This window comes from Pseudomonas sp. NBRC 111143, from assembly GCF_001320965.1.
GTDB classification, from domain to species: domain Bacteria; phylum Pseudomonadota; class Gammaproteobacteria; order Pseudomonadales; family Pseudomonadaceae; genus Aquipseudomonas; species Aquipseudomonas machongensis.
Map to the genome: position 1 here is coordinate 42,183 of NZ_BCBT01000044.1, position 14,577 is coordinate 56,759.

Below are 14,577 nucleotides of genomic sequence, written 5' to 3' on the forward strand. Positions count from 1 at the left end.
ATGTTCCTCATTACGGAAGCATTCTGTTTCTGTTTTTCCTGGAGATCCCCATGGCGCTTCAACGCTGTGACGTGGAAAAGATCGCCCATCTGGCCCGTCTGGGCCTCAATGAAGGCGAACTGCCACGCATTACCGATGCCTTGAACAGTATTCTCGGGCTGGTCGACCAGATGCAAGCCGTCGACACCACCGGCATCGAGCCCCTCGCCCACCCGCTCGAAGCCACCCAGCGCCTGCGTCCCGACCAGGTGACCGAAAGCAACCAGCGCGATCGCTACCAGGCGGTGGCACCCTCGACCGAGAACGGTCTGTACCTGGTTCCGAAAGTCATCGAGTAAGGGATAGAGCCTGCCATGCATCAACTCACTCTGGCCGAGATCGCCCGCGGACTCGCCGACAAGTCGTTTTCCTCCGAAGAGCTGACCGGCGCGTTGCTGTCGCGCATCAAGCAGCTCGACCCACAGATCAACAGCTTCATCAGCGTCACCGAAGCGCAGGCGCTGGCACAGGCCCGCGCCGCCGACGCCCGTCGCGCCAATGGCGAAACCGGCGCACTGCTGGGCGCACCGATTGCCCACAAGGACCTGTTCTGCACCCAGGGCGTACGCACCAGCTGCGGCTCGAAGATGCTCGACAGCTTCACCGCCCCCTATGACGCCACCGTGGTCGCCAAGCTCGCCGAAGCCGGCATGGTCACTCTCGGCAAGACCAACATGGACGAATTCGCCATGGGTTCGGCCAACGAATCCAGCCACTACGGCGCGGTGAAGAACCCGTGGAACCTCGAGCACGTGCCAGGCGGCTCGTCGGGTGGCTCCGCCGCAGCCGTGGCCGCGCGCCTGCTGCCGGTCGCCACCGGTACCGACACCGGCGGCTCGATCCGCCAGCCAGCCGCACTGACCAACCTCACCGGCCTCAAGCCCACCTACGGCCGCGTCTCGCGCTGGGGCATGATCGCCTACGCCTCCAGCCTCGACCAGGGCGGCCCGATGGCTCGCACCGCCGAAGACTGCGCCCTGCTGCTGCAAGGCATGGCCGGTTTCGACGCCAAGGATTCGACCAGCGTCGACGAATCGGTGCCCGACTACAGCGCCAACCTCAACGCCTCGCTGCAGGGCCTGCGCATCGGCCTGCCGAAGGAGTACTTCGGCGCCGGCCTCGATCCGCGCATCGCCGAACTGGTCCAGGCCAGCGTCAAGGAACTGGAGAAGCTCGGCGCGGTGGTCAAGGAAATCAGCCTGCCGAACATGCAGCACGCCATCCCGGCGTACTACGTGATCGCGCCGGCCGAAGCCTCCTCCAACCTCTCGCGCTTCGACGGCGTACGCTTCGGCTACCGCTGCGAAAACCCGAAAGACCTCACCGACCTGTACAAGCGCTCGCGTGGCGAAGGCTTCGGCGTTGAAGTACAGCGCCGGATCATGGTCGGCACCTACGCCCTGTCGGCCGGCTACTACGACGCCTACTACGTCAAGGCCCAGCAGATCCGCCGCCTGATCAAGAACGACTTCATGGCTGCCTTCGAACAGGTCGACGTCATCCTCGGCCCGACCACGCCGAACCCGGCCTGGAAACTCGGCTCGAAGAACGCCGACCCGGTCGCCGCCTACCTCGAGGACGTCTACACCATCACCGCCAACCTCGCGGGCCTGCCCGGCCTGTCGATGCCGGCTGGCTTCGTCGATGGCCTGCCGGTGGGCGTGCAACTGCTGGCCCCGTACTTCCAGGAAGGCCGCCTGCTCAACGTCGCGCACCGCTACCAGCAAGTCACCGACTGGCACACCCGCGCCCCCAACGGCTTCTGAGGAATTCACACATGCAATGGGAAGTTGTGATCGGGCTGGAGATTCATACCCAGCTCGCCACCCAGTCGAAGATATTCTCCGGCAGCGCCACCACCTTCGGCTCCGAGCCGAACACCCAGGCCAGCCTGGTCGACCTGGGCATGCCCGGCGTACTGCCGGTGCTGAACCAGGAGGCCGTACGCATGGCCTGCATGTTCGGCCTGGCCATCGATGCCGAGATCGGGCCGCGCAACGTGTTCGCGCGCAAGAACTACTTCTACCCCGACCTGCCCAAGGGCTACCAGATCAGCCAGATGGACCTGCCGATCGTTGGCAAGGGCCACCTGGACATCGCCCTGGAAGACGGCACCCTCAAGCGCATCGGCGTCACCCGCGCACACCTTGAGGAAGATGCCGGCAAGAGCCTGCACGAAGATTTCAACGGCGCCACCGGGATCGACCTGAACCGCGCAGGCACACCGCTGCTGGAAATCGTTTCCGAGCCGGACATGCGCAGCGCAAAAGAGGCCGTGGCCTACGTCAAGGCCATCCACGCCCTGGTGCGCTACCTGGGCATCTGCGACGGCAACATGGCCGAAGGCTCGCTGCGTTGCGACTGCAACGTCTCGGTTCGCCCGAAAGGCCAGGTCGAGTTCGGTACCCGCTGCGAGATCAAGAACGTCAACTCGTTCCGCTTCATCGAACGGGCGATCAACAGCGAGATCCAGCGCCAGATCGACCTGATCGAGGACGGCGGCAAGGTGGTCCAGGAAACCCGCCTGTACGACCCGAACAAGGACGAGACCCGTTCCATGCGCAGCAAGGAGGAAGCCAACGACTACCGTTACTTCCCCGATCCGGACCTGCTGCCGGTGGTCATCGAGCCAAGCTTCCTCGAGACCGTCCGCGCCTCGCTGCCCGAACTGCCAACGCAGAAGGTCGAGCGCTTCCAGAGCCAGTACGGCCTGTCGGCCTACGACGCCAACGTGCTCGCTAGCAGCCGCGAACAGGCCGACTACTTCGAGCAGGTGGCCAGCATCGGCGGCGACGCCAAGCTGGCGGCCAACTGGGTCATGGTCGAGCTGGGCAGCCTGCTGAACAAGCTGGGTGTCGAAATCGACCAGTCGCCGGTCAGTGCCGAGCTGCTCGGCGGCATGCTGCAGCGTATCCGCGACAACACCATCAGCGGCAAGATTGCCAAGACCGTGTTCGAGGCCATGGCTGCCGGTGAAGGCGATGCCGACAGCATCATCGAGAGCAAGGGCCTCAAGCAGGTGACCGACACCGGCGCGATCGACAAGATGCTCGATGAAGTGCTGGCCGCCAACGCCGAGCAGGTCGAACAGTACCGCGCCGCCGATGAAGCCAAGCGCGGCAAGATGTTCGGTTTCTTCGTCGGCCAGGCGATGAAGGCTTCCAAAGGCAAGGCCAACCCGGGGCAGGTGAACCAATTGCTCAAGGCCAAGCTCGAAGGGTGACCTGAACGCCCTCGTTCGCGGGCAAGTCGGAGCGGCGGTTCGGCGCTCCGACTTGCCCGCGAATGGAAGCACCGGAGAGCACCTGCCTTGCTGAAAAAAAAACCTCACCGCCCTGGCTCTTTTCTCTGCCTTGGCCGGCTGTGCCAGCCATGACGTCGACCCACGCGGCTACGACGAAACCGGCACCGCCTCCTATTACGGTTCCCGCCACCACGGCAAACGCACTGCCAGCGGCGAAGCCTTCAACCAGCACGGCCTCACCGCCGCCCATCGCACCCTGCCGTTCGGCAGCCAGGTGCTGGTGACCAACCTGTCCAACCAGCGCAGCGTGGTGGTGCGTATCAACGACCGCGGCCCCCACACCCGTGGCCGACTGATCGACCTGTCACGCGCTGCCGCAGAAAAAATCGGCATGCTCCGTAGCGGAACGGCGCGAGTCCGGGTACAAGGTCTGAGCGACTGACCTGACTGGAGCCCTGCCATTTTCGACCTCGCCACCCTCCCCACCTTCAGCCTCCTGCAACTGGGCACGGGCCTGGTGCTGTTGGTCATCGGCGCCGAACTCCTGGTACGCGCGGCCCTGCGCCTGGCCACGCGCCTGCACGTGCGGCCGCTGATCATCGGCTTGAGCCTGGTGGCCTTCGGCAGTACCGCACCACAACTGACAGTCAGCCTGCAGGCGGCCTACCAGGGCGCGCCGGACGTGGCGGTGGGCAGTGTGATCGGCAGCAATATCTTCAATGTGCTGGTGATCCTCGGGCTTGCTGCGCTGATCATCCCGCTGCGCGTTTCGCGGCAACTGGTACGCCTGGACATCCCGTTGATGATCGCGGCCAGTGCAGTGGTCTACCTGCTGGCAGCCAACGGCGAACTGGGCAGGCTCGAGGGCGCGCTGTTGCTGCTGGGCCTGCTGGGCTACCTGGGCATGCTCTGGCATCAGTCACGCCACTATTCCCGCACCTATCCTGCGCCCGACGCCGCTCGCCGCAGCCCGGGCCGCTTCTGGAGTACCGTGGTGCTGCAGACCCTGTTCGGGCTGGTGCTGCTCAGCCTCGGCGGGCACTTGCTGCTGGAGGCGGCGGTCGAGGTCGCCACCGACCTGGGCCTGTCCGAGCGGATCATCGGCCTGACCGTGGTCGCGGTCTGCACTTCGCTACCGGAACTGGCCGCCGCGCTGATCGCCGCCCTGCGTGGCGAGCGCGAGATCGCCGTGGGTACGGTGATCGGCAGCAACCTGTTCAACCTCTTGGCAGTGCTGGGGCTGACTGCCTTGACCACGCCCGAACCGCTGACCATCTCACCCAACGCCCTGGCGTTCGACCTGCCGGTGATGCTCGGGGTCGCCGTCCTTAGCCTGCCCGTGTTCTATTCCGGCTACCGGATCACCCGCGCCGAAGGGCTGGTGTTCCTCGCGCTCTACCTGGCTTACGGCCTGCATGTGGTGGCCTTCACCACCGGCATGCCACTGGCCGGGCGCCTGGAGCGCCTGATGCTGTTCTACGTCATGCCGGTGCTGGCGGTGGTACTGCTATACACCACGCTTCGCGCCTGGCGCCGCCAACACTGAGGAAAACGCAATGACCGACAACAAGAACGCCGGTGAGCAGGTTCGGCGCCAGGTGATGGGGGACGCTTTCGTGGATCGCGCCCTGGGCAATGCCACCGAATTCACCCAGCCCCTGCAGGACTTCGTCAACGAGCATGCCTGGGGCAGCGTCTGGTCCCGCGAGGGGCTGCCATTGAAGACTCGCAGCCTGATCACCCTGGCGGCGCTGACCGCACTGAAGTGCCCACAGGAGCTCAAGGGTCATGTTCGCGGGGCATTGAACAATGGCTGTACGGTGGAGGAGATTCGCGAAGCGCTGCTGCATTGCGCAGTGTACGCAGGGGTGCCGGCGGCGATCGATGCGTTCCGCGCGGCACAGGAAGTGATCGACAGTTATCAGGCCTGAGCTCGCACCGGCCTCTTCGTGGGTAAACCCGCTCCCACAGGCACGCCGCTGTGCGGACTCTGGGGGAGCGGGCTTACCCGCGAAAAAAGCGACGCATCAGCGCAGATTCATCCGTTGGCCTGACGCGCCTTCTTCACCCGGAACGCCACCCACAGCGCTGCGATCCACAGCGGAATCAGCATCACCGAGATGCGCACTGGCGGGGTGAGGTACATCACCACCAGGATCAACGCTATGAACGCCAGGCACAGGTAGTTGGTCAGCGGATGCCCCCAACTGCGGTAGAACGGCGTAATGCCCGCGGCCAGCTTGGCCTTGCGGAACTTGAGGTGGGTGATGCTGATACTCGCCCAGTTGATCACCAGCGCCGATACCGCCAGGGCCATCAGCAAACCGAACGCCTCGCCCGGCATCAGGTAGTTGATCACCACGCACAAACCCGTCGCCAGCGCCGAAACGCCCAGTGCCACCAACGGCACACCGCTGCGGCTGACCTTGAGCAACTGGCGCGGTGCATCGCCCTGGCTGGCCAGGCCGAACAGCATGCGGCTGTTGGCGTAGACGCAGCTGTTGTAGACCGACAGCGCGGCGGTCAGCACCACGACGTTGAGCACGGTAGCGACCACGTCGCTGTCCAGCTCATGGAAGATCATCACGAACGGGCTACCGCCCTGCACCACCTTCTGCCACGGGTACAGCGCCAGCAGCACGGCAAGCGCGCCGATATAGAAGATCAGGATGCGGTAGACCACCTGGTTGGTGGCCTTCGGGATGCTCTGGCGCGGATTGTCCGCCTCGGCAGCGGTGATACCCACCAACTCCAGGCCGCCAAAGGAGAACATGATCACCGCCAGCGCCATGATCAGCCCGGTGATGCCATTGGGGAAGAAGCCACCGTACTGCCACAGGTTGGCCACGCTGGCATCCGGGCCACCATGACCGCTGCCCAGCAGCCAGGCGCCGAAGCCGATCATGCTGACGATCGCCACTACCTTGACCAGGGCGAACCAGAACTCCATCTCACCGTAGACCTTCACCTGGGTCAGGTTGATGGCGTTGATCACCACGAAGAAGATCGCCGCCGTGGCCCAGGTCGGAAACTCCGGCCACCAGTACTGCACGTAGATACCCACGGCCGTCAGTTCGGCCATGCCAACCAATACGTAGACGACCCAGTAGTTCCACCCCGAGACGAAGCCGGCGAACTCGCTCCAGTATTGATGGGCGAAGTGGCTGAAGCTGCCGGCAACCGGCTCTTCGACCACCATTTCACCCAGCTGGCGCATGATCAGGAAAGCCATCAGGCCAGCGATCGCGTAGCCCAGCAGTACCGAAGGGCCGGCCAACTGGATGGTCTGGGCGATCCCCAGGAACAAGCCGGTGCCGATGGCACCGCCCAGCGCAATCAACTGGATATGGCGATTCTTCAGCCCGCGTTGCAACCCCGCGGGCGTGCTCTGGTCTTGCATGAAGTGTCCTTTAGTTCAGGAGGCAGTGTTGTTGTGTTGTGGCGGCCAGCATCTAGATCCACCCGCCCCATTGCAAGATGAATATGCCGATATTGGTGGTGATCGCCGCCATTAGCGTCGTGATCACGATGATAGACGCAGCCAGCTCGTGATTGCCATTAGCCGCGCGGGCCATGACATAACTGGCCGCCGCCGTCGGGCTGCCAATATAGAGAAACAGGATCCCCAGCTCCGCGCCGCGAAACCCGCACAGCCAGGCGCCCAGGGTGGCCACCAGCGGCAGCCAGACCATCTTCACCAGGCTGGCATCCACCGCGAGCTTGCCGCTGTCGCGCAGGGCTGCCAGCGACAGGGTGCCGCCGATGCAGATCAGCGCCAGTGGCAGGGTCATCTGCGCCAGGTAGTCACCCGAGGTCAGCAACCAGTTGGGCAGGGGCACCTGCCCATACGCCATGGGCGTCGCTGCCAGCACGCTGATGATCAGCGGGTTGCTGAAGATGCTCTTGCACAGGCTCCACGGGTCGGATTTCAAGCTCGGGCTGTACACCGCCAACACCACCGTCGACAGCGAGTTGTAGAGCAGGATCACCAGCCCGGCGAGTACCGCACCGAGGGAAATCCCGTAGTCGCCATAGAGGCTGGCCGCCAGTGCCAGGCCGATCACTCCGTTGTTGCCGCGAAACGCACCTTGCGTGTAGATGCCGCGGTCCTCTGGCGGGCTGCGCCAGATCGCCAGCCCCCAGGAGAGCGCAAAGCACACCAGGGTCGCGAGGATGAAGTAGAGGATGACCCCGGGCTTGACCGCCGTCGACAGGTCGGCGTGATAGATACCCAGGAACAGCAGCGCCGGCATGCAGGTGTTGAACACCAGCGAGGACGCGACCTTGATGAAGTTGTCATCGATCAAGCGGATGCGCTTGAGGAGCACGCCCATGAACAGCATGGCGAAAACCGGGGCCGTGATGTTCAACGTCTGGATAAGAAGGGCGAGCATTGCGCGCGATCCTGGAGAAGGTTGCCGATAGGGGGCTAATCATACGTCAGTGCCAGGTGATTGCGTCCGCCATGGATGAAGGATCTGTCCACAAACAGATCTTGACGTAGGAAATTTCCATCCTATTATCAAAATAACTGTATATGCGTACAGTTAATTGGAATTTTTCAGACATCGCATGGAGCAAACAATGTCAGAAATGCAATCACTGCCCGCAACCGGCCAGGCCAATCTGCTGGTCGCGGACCTCGACCGCTTGTTCGACCCTGAGGGCGTCCCCCTGGAGGGAGCGCACACGCATCTGGTGCTGGTGGTGGACGGCCATCACACCGTCAAATATCACCGCCTGCCGCCACTCGACACACCGAAGCCCAGCGGTCCCGAGCTGCGTTTCGAAGGCGGCGAACACACCGCCATCGGCGACAACATCCTGCTGCGCTTTGCCGCCAACCAACCACCGGTCGTGGCGCACCAGTCACCTCTGCCGTTGCCCAATGGCCTGAGCCTGACTTACGGCCAAGTGGTGGCTCTTGGCGGTGACTTCTATGGTGTGCCCGAACGCCCCATCGCCGATGGAGCAACACCCGCCGAACGCATCGAACGTTTCCTCCAGGCTTTCGACTCCTTGGCCCGCCTGCCGGCCTCCCGTGCCGAAGCCCAGGACATTCTGGCGGTCATGCAGGAAGAGATCTCGGCGGCCAATCGCGCCATCAAGGACGGCCGTCAACCCCATGAAGCCTATGACGCACTGGGCGACAGCCTGTCGGCGCGCTGGAATCGCATCACCGGAGGCGGCAGCGTGGCTTCGGATCTACTGCCACTGGGCCGCTACCTGAAACTGGCCGCCAGCAACTGGGACCATTTCGGCCGTTCGGCCCTGCTGGCTTACCAGGCCGGCCACGGCGCTGCACTGCAGCAGGCACTGCGCGCCCGTGACAGCGGCGACGAACGCGACCTGCAACTGGCCTATGCCATGAACGCCTTCGCCGACCACTTCCTTACCGACCTGTTCTCCGCCGGCCACCTGCGCGTACCGCGCAAGGCCCTGGCCGACACGGTCACGCCGAGCGATATCGGCTCGCTGGTGTCGCGCTTCATGCACGACGAGGACAGCAAGTATGGCCTGCGCGTACGCAATGCCGAAGGCGAGCAATGGCGGGCCTATGGCGACAAGCGTTATTTCGACAGCGTCGATGTGGCCAACCGACGCCAGGTCGGCCGCGCGGTACAGCGTTCGGCCGACGAAGTGTTCCAAGCCTTCGACAAGGGGCAGGCCACGTCGCCGGAGCAGTACGCCGCCCTGCGCCTGACGCCAGACCTGCAGGCAGCCGAACAGGACCTGGTGCCCGGCAATTTCGCTCCGCTCTACCGCCAGCAAGGCTCGACGGTGCTGCGACGCAAGAATGTGGCCGACCTCAACGACGGCCAGTACACCCGTGATTGGTGGGGCTGGAGCACTTACCTGCTGCTCAAGGACTACAAGCCCAACCGCCCGACGGGCTTCATCGATGCCCCGACAGCCTCGCCAGCCATCGTTGCCAACGGTTGGCAACGTCGCGAGCCGGATGGCCTGAACTGGCGTCGGGGTAACGCCGTGCGCTATGCCTTCAGTGTCGACGATGGCATCAACGAATCCTATATCGGCCCTTGGAATCCCTATAGCGAGCTGGGCGAGCAGTTCCACCCGACCGTGCAACTACCGCTCGATGCCCAACGCCGTGGGCGCAACCTGTTCCGCCAGTTTCGCGATGGCGCACCAGAGCTGATCGCTCGCCTCGACGGGCAGGCCACCACCTATATCGACCGTAACGCGTGACAAGGAGGTCACCGATGAACATCAGGATCAAACTGGAACTGGCTTCAGGCCAGTCGCTGCAAGGAATGCCGCTGGAGTTGCTGCGCGATGGGCAAGTGGTCGGGCGGGCGCGGGTGGGGCGGGATGGAGAGGTGTCGTTCGCGGTCGAGCCAGGCACAGGTGCGCTGGCGGTGCGAATGGATCGGGCAGTGATCGGGGGCTGATCTTCGCGGCGCCTGCTTCACGGGCAAGTCGGAGCAGACGCCGCGGTCTACCGATCGATCAGCGCCGCACCGGGCGCTTCTGCAGCTTGCGCTGCAAGGTGCGCCGGTGCATGCCCAGCGCCCGCGCCGTGGCGGAGATATTGCCCTCGTGCTCGGTCAACACGCGCTGGATATGCTCCCACTGCAGGCGGTCCACCGACATCGGGTTTTCCGGCACCAGGGTATCGAGGTCGGCATGTTCGGACAGCAGCGCCGCCAGCACATCGTCGGCGTCGGCCGGCTTGCACAGGTAGTTGCAAGCACCGCGCTTGATCGCCTCAACCGCAGTGGCGATGCTCGAATAGCCGGTCAGGATCAGCACGCGCATCTCCGGGTCCAGTTCCAGCAGCTTGGGCAACAGGACCAGGCCCGAGTCGCCCTCCATCTTCAAGTCCAGCGTGGCGTAGTCCGGCAAGTCCTGCTGGGCCAGGATCAATCCCTCTTCGGCGCTGGCGGCGGTGCTCACCCGAAAACCGCGGCGGCTCATGGCGCGGGCCATCACCCGGGTAAAGGTGGCGTCATCATCCACCAGCAGCAGGTGCGGCAGCTCTTCGCCTTCGATCTGGTTCTCGTCGCTCATCGTTCATCTCCTCGCTTGCCATGGGGCAGGCGCAGCTCGGTCAGGGTGCCGCCCTCTTCATGACTATAGAGTTTCACCGAGCCCCCCGCGCGGGTCACGCTGGCCTTGCTCAGGAACAGGCCCAGGCCGAAGCCTTTGCCCTTGGTGGTAAAGAAGGGTTTGCCGATCGCCTCGGCGATGGCCACCGGTACGCCGGCGCCATGGTCGCGGATGCTGATCAGGATATCCTGGGCATCCCAGTCCAGACGCACTTCGAGGTCATTCGGACAGGCATCGGCGGCGTTGTTCAGCAGGTTGAGCAGCGCCTGGGTGAGGTCGGGTGGCGGAATCAGCCGCGGCACCTCGCCATCGCGCAGGCGCTGGAAGCGGTAACTGGCTTCAGGGCGCATCAGGTGCCAGCGGTTGAGCGCCTCGTCGAGCCAGGCGGTGACCTCCTGCTCCTGCACATTCATGCGTCGGTTGGCTTCGGCGGCACGCACCAGTTGCTGCAGCGTCTGCTTGCACAGCTTGACCTGGTCCTGCAGTACCGCAAGGTCTTCCTGCAACTGCGGATCGGTATGGTCCTGGCGCATCTCGTTGATCAGCACGCTCATGGTCGCCAACGGCGTGCCCAGCTCGTGGGCGGCCCCAGCGGCCTGGGTGGCCACGGCCAGCAACTGTTCATCGCGCAGGCTTTCCTCGCGCCGCTCGGCACGCATCTGCTCCTGGCGGCGCAGCTCTTCGGCCATGCGCGCGGCGAAGAAGGTAATGACAGCAGCGGCCAGGGCGATGCTCAGCCACATGCCATACACCTGCATGGTGTCGCGCGCCAGCGGCAGCGTCTCCAGCGGGTAGAACTGCACCAGCAGCAGGCTGTAGGCGACCAGCGCAATGCCCGACAACACCAGTGAATAGATCCACGGCAGGGTCACGGCAGCAATCGCCAGCGGTACCAGGTAATAGGACACGAAGGGGTTGGTCGAGCCTCCCGAGTAGTACAGCAAGGCACTGTGGATCAGCAGGTCACAGGCCAGTTGCAGGGCGTACTCCATCTCAGTGACCGGCAAGGTCAGGCGCAGCCGCAAGGCGGTGAAGGCACACAGCAACGACGATAGCGCCAGGGTTGCCACCAGCGACAGCCATGGCAGCGGCAGCAGCTCGGTCCAGTAGGCCACGCCCACGGAGCCGGCCTGGGCGGCCAGGACCAGGATGCGAATGATGGTCAGGCGCCAGAGGTTCTGGCGAGTGGCGGACATTGGGTGTGCGGGGGCGAGCATGAGCTCTCCTGATGAGTGCTCCAGGACAATCGGCTGGAGTATACCGAAGCCATGGCCCCCGCTGCAGCAATGCGGCAAAGCGCCACACTCTGTCACAAAGTCATGATGGCATTGTTGAACCCACTACACTGTTTCCGGTCTGATTGGCCATGCGTGGAATGGACATCATCCCCACGCTTTCTATTTGAAGGAGTCATACATGCACATTTCCCGTCGCAGCGCCGCGTTCGTCCTGTCTTGTGGCATGCTCGCCAGCCTGCAGGCCCTGGCCGCAGACGAGCCACGCTACAACCAGGTTTCGCTGCGCGCCGAGGTCAGCAAGGAAGTGGCCCGCGACCTGATGGTCGTCACCCTTTACAGCGAAGCGCAGAACACCGACCCGGGCAAGCTCGCCAAGCAGATCACCGAGACCATGAACAAGGCGGTCCAGCAGGCCCGCGAAGTCAAGGACGTGAAGATCAGCCAAGGCAGCCGTAACAGCTATCCGGTCTACGACACCAAGGGCCAGAAGATCACCGGCTGGCGCGAGCGCGCCGAACTGCGCCTGGAAAGCGCCGACTTCCCTGCCCTGTCCAAGCTCACCGGTGAACTGCTGCAGGAACTGAAGATGGGCGGCATGGACTTCTCCATCGCCCCGGCCACCCGCAAGGCCAGTGAAGACGAGCTGCTCAAGGATGCAGTCAACGCCTTCAAGGCCCGCGCCCAACTGGCTACCGAGGCCCTCGGCGGCAAAGGCTACAAAGTGGTCAGCCTGAACCTCAACAGCAGCGGCTACCCGCGCCCCTACATGCGCAGCGCACCGATGGCGATGAAAGCCATGGCTGCGGATGAAGCGGCCTCGCCGGATATCGAAGCGGGCACCAGCGAAGTCAGCATGAATGCCGACGGGCTGATCGAAGTACAGATGCCGTGATCGCGGCTGCGCTCGACTGAGCGACCGGGGCCGCCGCCAGGACGGCCCCTTCCCTCCCCATCTCGCCGCACCTGTCGCAATGACAGCGGCGAAGCCCTTACCGCAGCTCTTCAGATGAATATTCCTACGCACCCTTAAAGTGCATCCTACATCCCTCAACGCTTCGAAACATGTCGCAAAATGCCAGCTTTTTTCTTGCGCAAACGTTCAACCTACGCAAAATTTACATGAATGCGACATCCATGTACGACCGTGCCACATTTCTGGCGCCGACTATCCTGTTGAGTGTTGCAATGGGTACACCCCCTGCATAAGTATCCGCAGGTCGGCTCACGAGGCCACCTCAAATCAAAAATGACAACAATGAGGCCACCATGCTCAAACACGCAGTCATTCCGTTCCTGGTAGGCGCAGGCCTGCTGGCTGGCGCCCCTGCCGCCCTCGCCGCGTCCAACCTGGTGTTCTGCTCCGAAGGCAGCCCCGCCGGTTTCGACCCGGGCCAATACACCACCGGAACCGACTTCGACGCCTCGGCCGAAACGATCTTCAACCGCCTGACCCAGTTCGAGCGTGGCGGCACCGCCGTCGTCCCCGGCCTGGCCACCAAATGGGACGTTTCCGACGACGGCAAGACCTACACCTTCCACCTGCGTGAAGGGGTCAAGTTCCACACCACCGACTACTTCAAGCCAAGCCGTGAATTCAACGCCGACGACGTGCTGTTCACCTTCAACCGCATGCTCGACAAGGACATGCCGTTCCGCAAGGCCTACCCCACCGAATTCCCGTACTTCACCGACATGGGCATGGACAAGAACATCGCCAAGCTCGAGAAGGTCGACGAACACACCGTACGCTTCACCCTCAACGAAGTGGACGCCGCGTTCATCCAGAACCTGGCGATGAGCTTCGCCTCGATCCAGTCCGCCGAGTACGCCGATCAGTTGCTCAAGCAGGGCAAGGCCGCCGACATCAACCAGAAGCCGGTCGGCACCGGTCCATTCGTGTTCAACAGGTACCAGAAGGATGCGTTGATCCGCTACAAGGGCAACAAGGACTACTGGAAACCGGACGACGTGAAGATCGACAACCTGGTCTTCGCCATCAGCACCGACGCCTCGGTGCGCATGCAGAAGCTCAAGCGCGACGAGTGCCAGGTCACGCTGTTCCCACGCCCAGCCGATATCGAGCCGCTGAAGAAGGATCCGAAGCTGCAGATGCCTGAACAGGCCGGCTTCAACCTCGGCTACATCGCCTACAACGTGATGGACAAGATCAAGGGCAGCAACGAGCCCAACCCCATGGCCCAGCTCAAGGTGCGCGAGGCGCTGGACATGGCGGTGAACAAGCAGCAGATCATCGATTCGGTGTACCAGGGTGCCGGCCAGCTGGCAGTCAATGCCATGCCACCGACCCAGTGGTCCTACGACACCACCATCAAGGACGCCAAGTACGATCCGGAAAAAGCCAGGCAGCTGCTCAAGGAAGCTGGCGTCAAGGAAGGCACCGAGATCACCCTGTGGGCCATGCCGGTGCAACGCCCCTACAACCCCAACGCCAAGCTGATGGCCGAGATGCTGCAGTCGGACTGGTCCAAGATCGGCATCAAGGCCAAGATCGTCAGCTACGAATGGGGCGAGTACATCAAGCGCTCCAAGGGCGGCGAAAACGGCGCCATGCTGATCGGCTGGAGCGGCGACAACGGTGACCCGGACAACTGGCTCGGCACCCTGTTCGGTTGCGACGCGCTGGAGGGTAACAACTTCTCCAAGTGGTGCTACAAGCCGTACGACGACATCATCAAGCAGGCCAAGGCCACCTCCGACCAGGCCAAGCGCACGGAGCTGTACAAGCAGGCGCAGCACATCATCAAGGAGCAGGTGCCGATGACCCCTATCGCCCACTCCACTGTCTATCAGCCGATGAGTGCGAAAGTGAAGGACTTCAAGATCAGCCCGTTCGGACTGAACTCCTTCTATGGCGTAAGCGTGGAGAAATAGCGCCCAGCCAGCCCCGTCATTTGTCGGGGCTGGCGTGAGCACGGCGGGGCGCCGAAATTTCTCGGCAAACTTCCGAAATTTCTTACGCCACTA

The 14,577-nt window shown here is 63.4% G+C and carries 14 protein-coding genes; 10 read left to right on the forward strand and 4 right to left on the reverse strand.

Translation table 11 applies throughout. The features are described from left to right. Positions 1-50 precede the first annotated feature (50 nt). From gatC to APH44_RS21005, 6 genes are all read left to right on the forward strand, one after another. Positions 51-338, forward strand: a complete 288-nt coding sequence (gene gatC / locus APH44_RS20980) for an Asp-tRNA(Asn)/Glu-tRNA(Gln) amidotransferase subunit GatC (protein WP_054894398.1) — start codon at positions 51-53, stop codon at positions 336-338. 15 nt (positions 339-353) lie between these two features. Then, entirely contained in the window at positions 354-1,805 is a 1,452-nt protein-coding gene (gene gatA / locus APH44_RS20985) for an Asp-tRNA(Asn)/Glu-tRNA(Gln) amidotransferase subunit GatA (RefSeq protein WP_054894399.1), read from the forward strand. 11 nt (positions 1,806-1,816) lie between these two features. Beyond that, a complete protein-coding gene (gene gatB / locus APH44_RS20990) occupies positions 1,817-3,262 on the forward strand; it encodes an Asp-tRNA(Asn)/Glu-tRNA(Gln) amidotransferase subunit GatB (RefSeq protein WP_054894400.1) in 1,446 nt (481 codons plus the stop codon). Between the two features lie 112 nt (positions 3,263-3,374). Then, positions 3,375-3,725: a septal ring lytic transglycosylase RlpA family protein gene (locus tag APH44_RS20995; RefSeq protein WP_054894401.1), complete on the forward strand. Its 351-nt coding sequence runs from the start codon at positions 3,375-3,377 to the stop codon at positions 3,723-3,725. 60 nt (positions 3,726-3,785) lie between these two features. Continuing rightward, a complete protein-coding gene (locus APH44_RS21000; RefSeq protein WP_054894402.1) occupies positions 3,786-4,829 on the forward strand; it encodes a calcium/sodium antiporter in 1,044 nt (347 codons plus the stop codon). Between the two features lie 10 nt (positions 4,830-4,839). Next, positions 4,840-5,214: a carboxymuconolactone decarboxylase family protein gene (locus tag APH44_RS21005; RefSeq protein WP_054894403.1), complete on the forward strand. Its 375-nt coding sequence runs from the start codon at positions 4,840-4,842 to the stop codon at positions 5,212-5,214. 107 nt (positions 5,215-5,321) lie between these two features. Here APH44_RS21005 and APH44_RS21010 read toward each other — a convergent pair whose 3' ends face one another. Together APH44_RS21010 and APH44_RS21015 are read right to left on the reverse strand one after the other, a co-directional pair. Continuing rightward, positions 5,322-6,683 (reverse strand): amino acid permease, encoded by a 1,362-nt coding sequence (locus APH44_RS21010; RefSeq protein ID WP_054894404.1) that lies wholly within the window; start codon positions 6,681-6,683, stop codon positions 5,322-5,324. 52 nt (positions 6,684-6,735) lie between these two features. Then, positions 6,736-7,677: an AEC family transporter gene (locus APH44_RS21015; protein WP_054894405.1), complete on the reverse strand. Its 942-nt coding sequence runs from the start codon at positions 7,675-7,677 to the stop codon at positions 6,736-6,738. 190 nt (positions 7,678-7,867) lie between these two features. Here APH44_RS21015 and APH44_RS21020 point away from each other — a divergent pair, with 190 nt between their 5' ends. Together APH44_RS21020 and APH44_RS21025 are read left to right on the forward strand one after the other, a co-directional pair. Continuing rightward, positions 7,868-9,493: a phospholipase gene (locus APH44_RS21020; protein ID WP_156343776.1), complete on the forward strand. Its 1,626-nt coding sequence runs from the start codon at positions 7,868-7,870 to the stop codon at positions 9,491-9,493. 14 nt (positions 9,494-9,507) lie between these two features. Beyond that, entirely contained in the window at positions 9,508-9,696 is a 189-nt protein-coding gene (locus APH44_RS21025; protein WP_054894407.1) for a hypothetical protein, read from the forward strand. Positions 9,697-9,754: 58 nt separating this feature from the next. On the opposite strand, the gene APH44_RS21030 is transcribed toward APH44_RS21025, so the two are convergent. Further along, the gene (locus tag APH44_RS21030; protein WP_054894408.1) at positions 9,755-10,315 is read right to left on the reverse strand and encodes a response regulator transcription factor; all 561 of its coding nucleotides are present in this window, start codon (positions 10,313-10,315) and stop codon (positions 9,755-9,757) included. Further along, positions 10,312-11,571 (reverse strand): ATP-binding protein, encoded by a 1,260-nt coding sequence (locus APH44_RS21035; RefSeq protein WP_054894409.1) that lies wholly within the window; start codon positions 11,569-11,571, stop codon positions 10,312-10,314. The genes APH44_RS21030 and APH44_RS21035 overlap by 4 nt, the downstream gene beginning before the upstream one ends. A gap of 199 nt (positions 11,572-11,770) precedes the next feature. Here APH44_RS21035 and APH44_RS21040 point away from each other — a divergent pair, with 199 nt between their 5' ends. After that, positions 11,771-12,484: an SIMPL domain-containing protein gene (locus tag APH44_RS21040; RefSeq protein WP_054894410.1), complete on the forward strand. Its 714-nt coding sequence runs from the start codon at positions 11,771-11,773 to the stop codon at positions 12,482-12,484. A gap of 374 nt (positions 12,485-12,858) precedes the next feature. Next, positions 12,859-14,484 (forward strand): ABC transporter substrate-binding protein, encoded by a 1,626-nt coding sequence (locus APH44_RS21045; protein ID WP_054894411.1) that lies wholly within the window; start codon positions 12,859-12,861, stop codon positions 14,482-14,484. The last annotated feature ends 93 nt before the right edge of the window (positions 14,485-14,577 follow it).

What these genes read in the sequence shown, in the direction of transcription:
- gatC (WP_054894398.1), top strand. Translation starts at nt 51, where the DNA reads ATGGCGCTTCAACGCTGTGACGTGGAAAAGATCGCCCATCTGGCCCGT.
- gatA (WP_054894399.1), top strand. Translation starts at nt 354, where the DNA reads ATGCATCAACTCACTCTGGCCGAGATCGCCCGCGGACTCGCCGACAAG.
- gatB (WP_054894400.1), top strand. Translation starts at nt 1,817, where the DNA reads ATGCAATGGGAAGTTGTGATCGGGCTGGAGATTCATACCCAGCTCGCC.
- APH44_RS21005 (WP_054894403.1), top strand. Translation starts at nt 4,840, where the DNA reads ATGACCGACAACAAGAACGCCGGTGAGCAGGTTCGGCGCCAGGTGATG.
- APH44_RS21010 (WP_054894404.1), bottom strand. Translation starts at nt 6,683, where the DNA reads ATGCAAGACCAGAGCACGCCCGCGGGGTTGCAACGCGGGCTGAAGAAT.
- APH44_RS21015 (WP_054894405.1), bottom strand. Translation starts at nt 7,677, where the DNA reads ATGCTCGCCCTTCTTATCCAGACGTTGAACATCACGGCCCCGGTTTTC.
- APH44_RS21020 (WP_156343776.1), top strand. Translation starts at nt 7,868, where the DNA reads ATGTCAGAAATGCAATCACTGCCCGCAACCGGCCAGGCCAATCTGCTG.
- APH44_RS21025 (WP_054894407.1), top strand. Translation starts at nt 9,508, where the DNA reads ATGAACATCAGGATCAAACTGGAACTGGCTTCAGGCCAGTCGCTGCAA.
- APH44_RS21030 (WP_054894408.1), bottom strand. Translation starts at nt 10,315, where the DNA reads ATGAGCGACGAGAACCAGATCGAAGGCGAAGAGCTGCCGCACCTGCTG.
- APH44_RS21035 (WP_054894409.1), bottom strand. Translation starts at nt 11,571, where the DNA reads ATGCTCGCCCCCGCACACCCAATGTCCGCCACTCGCCAGAACCTCTGG.
- APH44_RS21040 (WP_054894410.1), top strand. Translation starts at nt 11,771, where the DNA reads ATGCACATTTCCCGTCGCAGCGCCGCGTTCGTCCTGTCTTGTGGCATG.
- APH44_RS21045 (WP_054894411.1), top strand. Translation starts at nt 12,859, where the DNA reads ATGCTCAAACACGCAGTCATTCCGTTCCTGGTAGGCGCAGGCCTGCTG.